Origin of the sequence: Kitasatospora sp. NPDC001547, assembly GCF_042894165.1 — a bacterium.
Classification (GTDB): Bacteria; Actinomycetota; Actinomycetes; order Streptomycetales; family Streptomycetaceae; genus Kitasatospora.
Window position 1 is genome coordinate 215,510 of sequence record NZ_JBIAVL010000006.1, and the last position, 10,894, is coordinate 226,403.

Annotated in this window: 11 protein-coding genes; 5 read left to right on the forward strand and 6 right to left on the reverse strand. The window is 73.2% G+C overall.

The window, feature by feature from the left end:
* Positions 1–238 precede the first annotated feature (238 nt).
* Positions 239–1,261 (forward strand): hypothetical protein, encoded by a 1,023-nt coding sequence (locus ACFY0X_RS14455; RefSeq protein ID WP_387753722.1) that lies wholly within the window; start codon positions 239–241, stop codon positions 1,259–1,261.
* A gap of 77 nt (positions 1,262–1,338) precedes the next feature.
* On the opposite strand, the gene ACFY0X_RS14460 is transcribed toward ACFY0X_RS14455, so the two are convergent.
* Positions 1,339–2,118, reverse strand: a complete 780-nt coding sequence (locus tag ACFY0X_RS14460; RefSeq protein ID WP_387753725.1) for an NAD(P)H-dependent oxidoreductase — start codon at positions 2,116–2,118, stop codon at positions 1,339–1,341.
* A 167-nt stretch (positions 2,119–2,285) separates the two neighbouring features.
* Between ACFY0X_RS14460 and ACFY0X_RS14465 the strand changes: the two genes are divergently transcribed.
* Positions 2,286–3,176 (forward strand): helix-turn-helix transcriptional regulator, encoded by an 891-nt coding sequence (locus tag ACFY0X_RS14465; RefSeq protein WP_387753727.1) that lies wholly within the window; start codon positions 2,286–2,288, stop codon positions 3,174–3,176.
* A gap of 135 nt (positions 3,177–3,311) precedes the next feature.
* On the forward strand, positions 3,312–4,838 hold the full coding sequence (locus ACFY0X_RS14470) for a S8 family serine peptidase (protein ID WP_387753730.1): 1,527 nt from the start codon (positions 3,312–3,314) through the stop codon (positions 4,836–4,838).
* Between the two features lie 387 nt (positions 4,839–5,225).
* On the opposite strand, the gene ACFY0X_RS14475 is transcribed toward ACFY0X_RS14470, so the two are convergent.
* The 4 genes from ACFY0X_RS14475 to ACFY0X_RS14490 form a co-directional block, all read right to left on the reverse strand.
* Positions 5,226–5,708 carry a nitroreductase family deazaflavin-dependent oxidoreductase gene (locus tag ACFY0X_RS14475; protein ID WP_387754073.1) on the reverse strand — a complete coding sequence of 161 codons (483 nt, stop codon included), beginning with the start codon at positions 5,706–5,708 and terminating at the stop codon, positions 5,226–5,228.
* A 98-nt stretch (positions 5,709–5,806) separates the two neighbouring features.
* Positions 5,807–6,610: a GNAT family N-acetyltransferase gene (locus ACFY0X_RS14480; RefSeq protein WP_387753733.1), complete on the reverse strand. Its 804-nt coding sequence runs from the start codon at positions 6,608–6,610 to the stop codon at positions 5,807–5,809.
* 150 nt (positions 6,611–6,760) lie between these two features.
* The gene (locus ACFY0X_RS14485) at positions 6,761–7,288 is read right to left on the reverse strand and encodes a dihydrofolate reductase family protein (protein ID WP_387753735.1); all 528 of its coding nucleotides are present in this window, start codon (positions 7,286–7,288) and stop codon (positions 6,761–6,763) included.
* 161 nt (positions 7,289–7,449) lie between these two features.
* The gene (locus ACFY0X_RS14490; RefSeq protein WP_387753738.1) at positions 7,450–8,028 is read right to left on the reverse strand and encodes a TetR/AcrR family transcriptional regulator; all 579 of its coding nucleotides are present in this window, start codon (positions 8,026–8,028) and stop codon (positions 7,450–7,452) included.
* A 227-nt stretch (positions 8,029–8,255) separates the two neighbouring features.
* Between ACFY0X_RS14490 and ACFY0X_RS14495 the strand changes: the two genes are divergently transcribed.
* A complete protein-coding gene (locus tag ACFY0X_RS14495) occupies positions 8,256–9,347 on the forward strand; it encodes a vWA domain-containing protein (RefSeq protein ID WP_387753741.1) in 1,092 nt (363 codons plus the stop codon).
* A gap of 39 nt (positions 9,348–9,386) precedes the next feature.
* Here ACFY0X_RS14495 and ACFY0X_RS14500 read toward each other — a convergent pair whose 3' ends face one another.
* Positions 9,387–10,298, reverse strand: coding sequence for a S41 family peptidase (locus tag ACFY0X_RS14500; protein WP_387753744.1), 912 nt, complete (start codon positions 10,296–10,298; stop codon positions 9,387–9,389).
* A 57-nt stretch (positions 10,299–10,355) separates the two neighbouring features.
* On the opposite strand from ACFY0X_RS14500, the gene ACFY0X_RS14505 reads away from it, so the two are divergent.
* Complete coding sequence (locus ACFY0X_RS14505; RefSeq protein ID WP_387753747.1) at positions 10,356–10,862, forward strand: ArsR/SmtB family transcription factor; 507 nt, start codon at positions 10,356–10,358, stop codon at positions 10,860–10,862.
* Positions 10,863–10,894: the final 32 nt, after the last annotated feature.

Here is a 10,894-nt window from a genome sequence, read left to right on the forward strand (position 1 = left end):
ACGGGCGCCGGGTGCCACCGAACGACGGTACCGATCGGTAGCCGCTCGGGCGGAGGGTTTTTCGATGCGGCCCCTCCCGATCTCAGGGGGCGCCCGGTGCGCCCTGCCCCGCTCAACGGGCCCTCCGCCGCGAGCGGTTCAGTGAACCGGAGGGACTCCTTCAGCCGTAGTCCCGGCTGTACGGGCCGGCCGAACCGGAGGCACCGGTCCGACGCACCCTGGACCGGGAGGTCATCCGATGGCTTTCTCCGACGGCACCGCGGGCACGGGCTGCACCGCCCCGGCCGCACCCGACTACTCGCCGGCCGCCTGGCCCGAGCCGGTCGCCCTCCTGCCCCGACGCCCGCTCGATCCGCTGGGCACCGTGCTGATCCCGGCCGCCGAACGGCAGCTGTTCACCAGGGTGTCGACCGCCGAAGCGCTGTCGACGGCACCGCGACCGGCCGCCCCCGCGACGGAGCCGCCCGCCGGCCTCGGCGGCACCCGGACGGCCCCCGGCCCGCCGCCCCTGCCACCCGTACCGCCTGCGCCGCCCGCACCGCTCGCTCCACCCGTACAGCACCCCGGCCCGGACCGCCCGCGCGCCCGGCGGCTCGCCCTCCCCGGCGGCGGGGAGAGCCGGCGGCAACGCCTGCTCGAACGCATCCGGGTGCCGCTACGGGACCACCACCGGACCGCCGTCCTCGGCGGCACCGCCGAAGGGGTCGCCGCCGTCCTCGGCGCCCTGCTCGCGGAACACCGCGCCGACCCGGTCCTCGTGCTCTCCACCACCGGGCCCGCCGGCAGCGAGTGCCGCACCGGCGGCCGGCTCGTCCTGCGGTCCGTACGGCCGGACCCGACGGCCCTGCGGGAGGCCCTCGGCGAGGCCGCCTGCCACTACCCGGTCGTCCTCACCGACACCACCGGGGCCCCGGCCGAGGTCCAGCTCGCGGCCGCGGACCAGGCCGACCACCTGGTCCTCTGCGCCCAGGCCTCCGCCACCGGGGCCCGCACCGCCGACACCCTCCTCGACCACCTCACCGCCCTCGGCCACGACGGCCTGGTCCGCGGGGCCGCCGCGGCCTTCGTCCCCGCCCCGCCCACCGACCGCCCGATCGCCGACCGCGACCTCCTCCCGCACTTCCGCACCCGCTGCCGCGGCGCCCTCACCCTCCCCGCCCACCCCCGGGCGACCCCCGCCGGCCTGCGCCCCCGCGCCCTCCTCGACTACCTCGAACTCGCCGCCCTGGTCGGCGACGCCATGGCCGACCGCCAGGGCTGAGCTGCCCGGCACGACGACAGCGGCCACCCGGCGGCCGGGGCCGGGGCCTGCCGACCCGTGGGACGGGCCGGCTGCGGTCAGCCCCGCACGTGCAGCCCGAACCCCGTGCGGCCCGCGGGCTCCAGTCCCTCCTTCAGGTGCAGCGAGGGGATCTCGTAGTCGCCGAAGTTCTGCCGCCGGAAGGCGATCGGCTCGGTCGTCTCCAGGGTGAGCAGGCGCCGCTCCCAGGCCCTGGCGATCTCCGGGTAGTCCTCCTCGGTCAGCCGGTCGGTGCCGTAGAGCACGAACGGCGGCAGCACCTCGACGCCCGGGTAGTAGAGGATGCCGTGCTGGAACGGGAACAGCAGGTCGTCGATGGGGCCGTTGATCCCGCGAGCGGCGTAGTGCGACCGCGGACCGCCGACGGTCACCGACAGCAGGGCCCTCCTGCCCGCGAGGGTGCCCTCGCCGAAGCGCTCGCCGTACTTGGTGTCGCTGTGCTCGCCGACGCCGTACGCGAAGCGGTAGGTGAACACCCGGTCCACCCAGCCCTTGAGGATGGCGGGCATGGTGTACCACCACAGCGGGAACTGGAAGACGACCGTGTCGGCCCACACCAGCTTCTCCTGCTCGGCGAGGACGTCCGGGGAGAGCGTGCCGGCCTCGAAGGCCCGGCCCGAGTCCCGGGCGACCTTCAGCGGGTCCGAGGCCTGGGGGCCGTAGTCCGCGGCGTCCACGACCGCCTTCCAGTTCATCGCGTACAGGTCGCTCACCCGCACCTCGTGTCCGGCGCCCTCCAGGGTGGAGACCGCGAGGTCCCTCAGCGAGCCGTTGAGCGACTTCGGCTCCGGGTGGGCGTGGACGATCAGGGTCTTCACGGGGACTCCTCGGGATCGGATGCTTCGGATCGGATGCTTCGGATCGGATGCCTTCGATCCTGGAGGCCGCGGCGCCCGGCGTTCAGGGGCGCCGCTTCCGTCGGACCGGACTTCCTGGTACCGGCAGGGCCACCCTCGCGGGCGCGGCCGAGGCCATACTGGAGGGCATGGACGATCTTGCGGGCTTCCTGCGCACCCGGCGTTCCCGGGTCGATCCGGCGGCCGTCGGCATCCCCACCGACAGCCGCCGACGGGTCGACGGGCTGCGCCGCGAGGAGGTCGCGCACCTCTCCGGCGTCAGCGTCGACTACTACGTACGGCTGGAGCAGGGCCGCGCGACCCAGCCCTCCGAGCAGGTGCTCGACGCGCTCGCCCGCGTCCTCGACCTCGACGAGACCGAACGCGGGCACCTCTACCGCCTCACGCGGCAGCGCCGCCGGCGCGCGAAGACCCCGGGCGGCCGGGTCCGGCCGGAGCTGCTGCGCGTCCTCGACCTGGTCGCCGACGCCCCCGCGCTGATCATGAACCACCGTCTGGACGTCCTCGCCGCGAACCGCCTCGCCGGACTCCTCCTCGGCCGCCAGGCACCGGGCCTGAACACCGCCCGGCACATCTTCCTCGAGGAAGCCGAACGCGGCCTCTACGCGGACTGGGAGGCCTGCACCCTCGACGTGGTCGGCCACCTGCGCCTGGCCGCCGGGCAGTACCCCGACGACCCCCGACTGGCCTCCCTCATCGGGGAGTTGGCGATGGGCAGCGAACGCTTCCGGCGCCTCTGGGCCCGCGCGGACGTGCGCGCCCGCACCCACGGGCGCAAGGCCTACCGGCACCCGATGGTCGGGCTGCTGGAGCTGCACCAGGAGAACTTCGCGCTGCCGGACGAATCGGGCATCGAACTCCTGGTGCTGTCCGCCGCCCCCGGCAGCCCCGCCGAGGAAGGGCTCCGCCTGCTCGCGGGCCTGGACACGGGCGCGGGTGTGGACGCGGGCGCAGGTGTGGGCGTGGGCGCAGGTGCGGGCGCCCGCGGTCCGCGCGCCGCCACCAACCGCGTCAGGTAGGGATCAAGTCCCACCGGGTCATTGATGGTTGGCGAGGCGGCGGGATAGCTTCACTCCTGCACCACCCGTCCTCTCCCTGCCCGGCAGCCACTCTGTCCTCGGGCGGGTCCCGCACACGGATGATGTGGAGACCACATGGCTCGACGACGTTCCTTACTCCGACTCGGCCTGGCCGTACCGATCGCGCTGTCGCTGACCGCCTCGCTCGGACTCCTCCCCGCGTCGGCCTCGGCGACGCCCCGAATACCGTCCGCCGCACAGGTCGAGGGCCCGAACTCGCTGGCGTACGTCATCAACACCGAGACCGACCGTCACACGATCGCGGCGGTGCAGCGGGCCGTCACCGCGGCCGGCGGCACCGTCGTCGTCACCTACGACAGGATCGGCGTCATCGTCGCCCACTCGGCCGCCCCCGGCTTCGGCGAGCGGCTGCGCGCGGTGCGCGGAGTGCGGTCGGCGGGTGCCACCCGGACCGCGCCGCTCAGCGCGGCGGGGACGACCGACGACGGTGCGGTGCGGTACCTCTCCGAGGCCGGGGCCGCGAGGATCGAGCAGGCGTCCGGCGCCGGCACCGAGCCCCTCGAAGCCGACCAGTGGGACCTGCGGACGATCGGCGCGGACAAGGCCGCGGAGGTCAACGCCGGCAGCAGGGACGTCACGGTCGCGGTGATAGACACCGGCGTCGACGACACCCACCCGGACCTCGCCGCGAACTTCTCCCCGTCGCAGTCCGCGAGTTGCGTCAGCGGCAAGGCCGACACCGGCTACGGATCCTGGCGGCCGGCGAGCCCGGACTACTTCCACGGCACGCACGTGGCGGGCACGATAGCCGCGGCCCGCAACGGCATCGGCGTCGCGGGCGTGGCGCCCGGCGTGCGGGTCTCCGGCATCACGGTCTCCCAGCCCACCCCGCGCCAGCTGATCTACGCCGAGAGCGTCGTCTGCGCCTTCGTGTTCGCCGCCGACCACGGCGTGCAGATCACCAACAACAGCTACTACGTGGACCCGTGGCAGTACAACTGCCTGGACGACCCCGACCAGAAGGCCGTCGTCGACGCGGTCGACCGCGCCCAGCTCTACGCGCAGCGCCAGGGCACCCTCAACGTCGCCGGGGCCGGCAACTCCAACCACGACCTGGACTCCGACGCCGTCACCGACCGCCGCAGCCCCAACGACTCCACCCCGACGAGCCGGACGATCGACCCGCACACCTGCCGGCAACTGCCCGCACAACTGCCCGGCGTCGTCACGGTCAGCGCGACCAGCGCCAGGAACACGAAGTCGTACTACTCCAGCTACGGCCTCGGCGTGATCGACGTCGCGGCGCCGGGCGGCGACATGTACCAGGCCGCGGACACCCCGTCCAAGGAGGGCGGCATCCTGTCGACGCTGCCGAACAACCAGTACGGCTACCAGCAGGGCACGTCCATGGCCACGCCCCACGTCTCCGGTGTGGCCGCACTGCTGAAGTCCGCCCACCCGCGGGCGACCCCGGCCCAGTTGCGGGCCCTGCTCAAGGCCCAGGCGGACAACCCGGGATGTCCGGCCACCCCGTACGACGGGAACGGCGACGGCGTCGTGGACGCCACCTGCGCGGGCGGCGAGCGCGTCAACGGCTTCTACGGCTTCGGCATCGTCAACGCCCTGCGCGCCGTCGAGTAGCCGACACCGCACGGGCCCGGCGGCCGCGTCCCGGCCCCGCTGCTCCGCCCCTGGACGAAGCGCCCCCGTATTCCGGGACGATCCCGGCGGATCCGCCCGGGTCGGGCCGGAGGTCGGCTTCCACGCCGTGGAGCTGGTGGGCTGCGCCGCGTCCTCGGTGGAGTCGCTGGAGCCCGTCGGCGAAGTGGCCGGCCTGGGGGCCGACGGGGTCGCCGTGGGCTGAACAGGCCGGGCCCGCCGCCGGGTCCACGGCGCGGCGGCCGGCGCTCGAAACGCCACCGGGCACCGCCGCGGAGGGTCCGCGGCGGTGCCCGGTGGCGTTTGTGGCGCGCCGCCCGGGAGGCCCGAAGGCCGTGGATTGACCGGAGGCCGGGCGGGCTCCGAGGTTCAGTCCCCCGTCGGCGCCGGGGCCTTCGCCGGCCCGGCCGGATGCCCGGGTTCGAGCACGAAGACCGGGATCACCCGGTGGGCCTTCTCCTGGTACTCGGCGTACGGCGGATACGCGGCGACCGCGCGCCGCCACCACCGCTCCCTCTCCTCGCCGGTGAGCTCACGGGCCGTCATGGCCCGTCGCTCCGGGCCGTCCTGGAGAACCACCCGCGGATCGGCCTTGAGGTTGAAGTACCAGGCCGGATGGCGCGGAAAGCCGCCCTTCGACGCCACCGCCGCGTACCGCCCCTCGTGCTCCACGCGCATCAGCGGGACCTTGCGGGTCCTGCCGCTCCTCGCGCCGCGCATCGTGACGACGACGACCGGCAGGCCCGTCTCCCAGAGCGTCGTGCCCTGCGTGCCACCCGACCTCTCGTACAGCTCGACCTGTTCGCGCACCCACCGCGCCGGGCTCGGCTCGTACTCGCCCTCGACCGGCATCGCGTTCACCCCGCTTCCGTGGACGGCCCTGTCGGGACCAAGTGTGACAACAGGCTCCCGACGTCGCACCCGCCTGTACGTCTCCGTAGGTCAGGAGCTCAGGAGTCCTTCAGGGCATAGAAGTGGATCGGCGAGTTCGGCTCGAACCCGATGCGCGGGTACACGGGCGCTCCGGCGACGGTCGCGTGCAGGGTGGCGCGGGTCAGTCCGGTGGCGCGGGCGCCCTCGTGGAGGGCCTTGCGGGTGACCGCCTCGCCGTAGCCCCGGCGCTGCCACCGCGGGTCGGTGGCGACCAGGACGACGAAGAGGCGGCCGTCCGTCTCCACGGTGCCGGCGCAGGCGACCGGGACGCCGTCGCGCAGGGCCAGGTAGGCGTGGACGTCCTTCTTCCACAGGGCGGATCCGAGGAGTCCGTCGCGGCCGTCCTCCAGGGGGAAGCCGTAGCCGAGGGAGTTGATGTCCGCGTAGGCCCGCAGGTGTTCGTCGGTCGTCACCCGGACGAAGGTCAGCTCGGGGTGGGCGGGCTCCGGGACGGGCAGGATGTCCCCCGCCATGCCCGTCCCGGGGAAGGCGAACTGCAGGCCCGCCTCGTCGGCGGCCGTGGGCAGCGCCGCGCGGGCCTCCTCGGTGAGCAGGTCCTCGAACAGCCAGAGGAAGCCCGGGTGTTCCTTGCCGCGCATGATGTCCGCGGCCTGCCGCAGCCGCTCCCCGACGAGCTCCGCATCCGCGCCGACGTCGGTCAGCGTGACGCAGTTCCAGAACGCGAACCGGCAGTCGGCCCAGCGCACGGCTATGCCGGGGAGGTCCCGCACGTCCGCCGCGGCGTCGCGGTCGAGCACCATGGCGCGCCAGCCCACGGCGAGCTGCCGGGCCGATTCGATGGAATCCGGAAGGTGGGTCACCGTAGCCCCAAACGTCAAGATGGTTGTGGAGGAGGGACTTGCCGAGATCGGCAGGAACGTACCCTACCCGTTCGCCACCCGGACCGGGCCCCGGCGCGATCCGTCGGTCGGCACTCGCGCGGCATCGCCGAGGGGCGGCCGGATGATCCGTCACCTCTCCACGGTGTAGCGCAGTTGGGCGAAGCCTCCGACGGCGGCAATCGAGTCGAGGCGAAGCGGGACGTCCTGGGTCAGCTCGCCGAAGAGCCGGTGACCGGCCCCGATCAGGACCGGGGCGACGCTGATGACGAACGCATCGACGCGACCGGCGCGGATGAAGCTCTGGACGAGGCGCCCGCCGTCGGGGTAGACGTGCCTGGTCCCGCGCCGGTCGAGGTCGGCGAAGAGGGTGTCCAGGTCCCGGTAGACGGTGACGCGCGGGTCGGCGTCCTCGGGAAGGGTGGTGCTCAGGACACCCACGTGGCGGTCGCCGTAGTGCCAGTTCTCCTCGCCGAAGCCGATCACCTTCTCGTAGGTGTTGCGGCCCATGACCACGGCGTCGACCGAGTCGAGGAACTCGAAGAAGCCCAGGTCGCCGGCCTTCTCGCCGCGCGAGGTCAGCCATTCGATGTCGTCATCGGGGCGGGCGATGTAGCCGTCGAGGCTGGTGCCGATGAAGACGGTGGCGGTGAAGGTCATGAGGTCCTCCTTAGGGCGTGTCTGACAATTCGCGTCGGATCAGGGCGCGGCGTTGGGGTGCGTGCATCGCAAGGCGGAGGAGGGAGCCACTGCGGAGCATTGGCGACCGACGACAACGCGGCGAGGTGCGTGCCCCGGCGTCGCGCACCCGGCGGGAATTGTCAGACACGCCCGAGCAGGTGGTCGAGGTCGTCGCGGAGCAGCGCGGCGGGATCGCCGTCGCCGGTGAGGGCCCACCGCAGCAGGGAGCCGTCCGTGGTGATCTTGACGGCGCGGGCGAGGCGCGGCACGTCGGTGCCGGACGGGAGCTCGCCCTTGGCGACGGCTTCGGCGAGCAGCTCCCGCAGCGCCGTTTCCACCGCGCGGGTGTGCGCGGCGGCATGGACGCGGAACTCCGGGTCGAACAGGTCGAGTTGGAGCATGCCGAGGTGATTGGCCAGCTCCTCGGGGGTGGACATCAGACCGGCGAGCTCCGCGGCGACCGCGTGCAGCGCCGCCAGGGGCGAGCCGTGCTCGGCCCGCGCCCTCCGGTACGGCGCGGCGGCGTCCGCGGCGGCGTTCGCGGCGAACGCCAGCAACAGGCCCCGCTTGGACCCGAAGCGCTGCGACAGGGTCGCCGGGGAGACGCCCGCCTCGGCGCCGACCTGCGCCAGGGTGAGCCTGCCGGGGCCGTGGGCGCCGATGGCGCGCCCGGTGGCGGCAAGGATGTCGGCGTCGCTGGTGACGCGGGGTCGTGGCATCGATCCCTCCTCTCAGGACCGACCGTAGCACGTTAGTAAATGATGGCTCATTTATTAAAGGTCCACCGCCGCCGGCCCCAGGCGGTCGGTGGTCGGTGGTCGGTGTCCGCAGGTCCCGGGCCGGGACGGGGTGTCAGTGCCTCCTCGTAGTGTGGGATCAACGTTGGAGGGGGCGCCGGGGAGGCGCCGGGGACGTCGTACGGGCGTCGGAGAAGGGGTGTAAGGCAATGTCTGCGAACAGGATCAAGCACAAGGTCAACCACGTCTCGCTGGTGGTCGACAAGTCCGGCTCGATGCGCCAGCACGAGGCGCAACTCGTCCGGGTGGTGGACGAGTTCGTGAAGGGCCTGCAGGAGGAGTCCGACCGGCTCGGCCACGAGACCCGCATCAGCCTCTACGCCTTCGACCACGAGGTGCAGAACCTGGTCTGGGACATGGACGTCAAGCACCTGCCGTCCCTGCGGGGCCTCTACAAGGTCGACAACGGTGCGACGGCGCTGATCGAGGCGGCCGTGAAGTCCGTCGACGACCTGAAGAACATCTGGGAGGGGTACGGGGAGCACTCGTTCCTCCAGGTCGTCGTCACCGACGGCGAGGAGAACGCCTCCGGCTGCTCGGAGAGCGGCCAGATGCACACCCGCATGGGTGCCGGCCGGGGCGCCGCCGTCCTGCGCGGCTGGATGGAGCGCATCCAGGGCGCCATGGACGACCTCCCCGACCACTGGACCTCGGCGATCCTGGTCCCGAACTCCCTGGCCAAGCGCACCGCCCAGGAGTACGGCTTCCCGGCGGGCAACATCGCGATCTGGGACGCGGACTCCACCAAGGGCGTCGAGGAGGCCATCGGCACCGTCAAGTCGGCCGCCACGAGCTTCCTGCGGGGCCGCGAGCAGGGCGTGCGCGGCACCAGGAACCTGTTCGCCATGGGCCAGGACCTCAGCACCGCGGACGTGAAGGCGAACCTCGACGCCCTGGACACCGGCAAGTACATCCTGATCCCGGTCGACCAGCCGATGCCGATCCGCGACTTCGTCACCACCGCCGGGCACGCGTACAAGACCGGCTGCGCCTTCTACGAGCTGTCCAAGCGCGAGAAGATCCAGGGCGGCAAGCAGCTCGCCGTGGCGGAGAAGGACCCGGCCACCGGCCGGATGACGGGCAGGGTGTTCTCGGGCCCCGCGGCCCGGCAGCTGCTCGGCCTGCCCGCGTCGGAGGCCACGGTGAAGCCGGGCGACAACCCGTCGTACACCGTGTTCGTCCAGTCGACCTCCGTCAACCGGAAGTTGGTGCCGGGGACGAAGCTGCTCGTCGTCCTGTAGGCACCCGGCCCGAGGGGAGCGACGACGGGTGGCCGGGGCTCAGGCCAGGCGCGCCACGGCCAGGGACAGCGCGCGGTCGAGCGCCGCGCCGGCGTCGCACCGCACGTCGGGCTGGACGCCGGCGCCCTCCCAGTTGGCGTCGGAGACCGGGTTGACCGCGCGGGCGACGGGCACGCTGAGCTCCAGGTGCGGGTGCACCGTCCAGCCCTCGCGCGGGTGCGCACCGCCCCGGGTGGCCTCCCCCACGATCTCGGCGCGCCCGAGCTGCTGCAGGTCGTAGGCCAGTTCCTCGGCCGCGGAGAAGGTGTTCCCGCTCGTCAGCACGTAGAGCGGCTTGCTGCCGCCGAAGCGGGCGCCCGGCACGAACGGGGGCGTCCAGGACTGCTCGGCCACCTTGCCCTGCCGGGAGAGCAGGGTGTTGAGGTGGGTGCGGCCGTCGAGCAGGTAGCCGCAGACGAAGGCGACCGTGCCCGGATCGCCACCGGTGTTGCGGCGCAGGTCCAGGATGAGGGCGCGGGCGGGGGCCACCAGGGAGAGCGCCGCGGCCAGCGGCTGCGCCGCCCAGTCCAGCGGGAACATCTTGGGTGCGATCTCCAGCACCGCGACGCCGCCGTCGAGGAGTTCCACGCGCGGCACACCGCTCAGGGAGGCCTCGAAGTCCCTGCGCATCGCGGCGAGTACCGCCGCGCCCCGCTCGCTCGGCACCGGTGCCTCGTGGTGCTTGAGGGCCAGGTGCAGGTCGCCGTTGACGGACCGCAGGTCCGCGGTGACCGCTTCGGCCAACTCCTCGGCGGATCCGGCCCGGTAGGCGCCCTCGGCGCTGCGGCTCCGCAGCAGCGCCGCCAGCTCCCCGGCGACATCGGGGAAGACGTAGTTCTCGGCGACCAGGTCGGCGATCGACTCGACGACGGCGACGGTGTCCAGCGCGGACGGCGATGTGGTGGAGGTCATGGGAGGGAGTAGACCAGCGGCTTGCCAAAGCGTCAAACGTACTTAACGCTTGATCGGGTGAGCCACCGACCAGACGAGACCGTCCAGCGGATCGACACGTCCCCGCAGCACACCGCACTCGCCCACCCCCTGCGCCAGCGCCTGCTGTTCGCCCTGGGCGGCCGTCCGTCGACGATCAGTCGGCTCGCCGCCCAGCTGGGGGTGAACAAGGGCAGCGTCTCCCACCACCTGAGGGTGCTGTGCGAGGCGGGACTGGTCCAGGACGCGGGAACACGACGGGTGCGCGGCGGCACCGAGAAGTACTACCGGCGGACCACCGAGCGGCTCCTCGTCGCCGAACCGCAGGCCGAGGGCACCGCCGCGCTGCTCGGCGCCGTCGCCCAGGAGTTGGACCGCTCACCCGTCGACCACCTCCTGTCGCTGCGCCACCTCCGGCTCAGCCCGGCCAAGGCGGCGCGGCTCGCCGAGGCGCTGGCCGCACTGGTCGACGAGACGGAGGAGGATCCGGACGGCGAGCCGGTGCACGGCGTCCTGGTGACGCTCTACCGGCAGGCAGGGGCGTAGGCGGCCTGCCGAACTCCGCCCTGCGGCACGGC

Coding starts and splice junctions, on each gene's coding strand:
- ACFY0X_RS14455 (WP_387753722.1), top strand. CDS start 239: ATGGCTTTCTCCGACGGCACCGCGGGCACGGGCTGCACCGCCCCGGCC.
- ACFY0X_RS14465 (WP_387753727.1), top strand. CDS start 2,286: ATGGACGATCTTGCGGGCTTCCTGCGCACCCGGCGTTCCCGGGTCGAT.
- ACFY0X_RS14470 (WP_387753730.1), top strand. CDS start 3,312: ATGGCTCGACGACGTTCCTTACTCCGACTCGGCCTGGCCGTACCGATC.
- ACFY0X_RS14475 (WP_387754073.1), bottom strand. CDS start 5,708: ATGCCGGTCGAGGGCGAGTACGAGCCGAGCCCGGCGCGGTGGGTGCGC.
- ACFY0X_RS14485 (WP_387753735.1), bottom strand. CDS start 7,288: ATGACCTTCACCGCCACCGTCTTCATCGGCACCAGCCTCGACGGCTAC.
- ACFY0X_RS14490 (WP_387753738.1), bottom strand. CDS start 8,028: ATGCCACGACCCCGCGTCACCAGCGACGCCGACATCCTTGCCGCCACC.
- ACFY0X_RS14495 (WP_387753741.1), top strand. CDS start 8,256: ATGTCTGCGAACAGGATCAAGCACAAGGTCAACCACGTCTCGCTGGTG.
- ACFY0X_RS14500 (WP_387753744.1), bottom strand. CDS start 10,298: ATGACCTCCACCACATCGCCGTCCGCGCTGGACACCGTCGCCGTCGTC.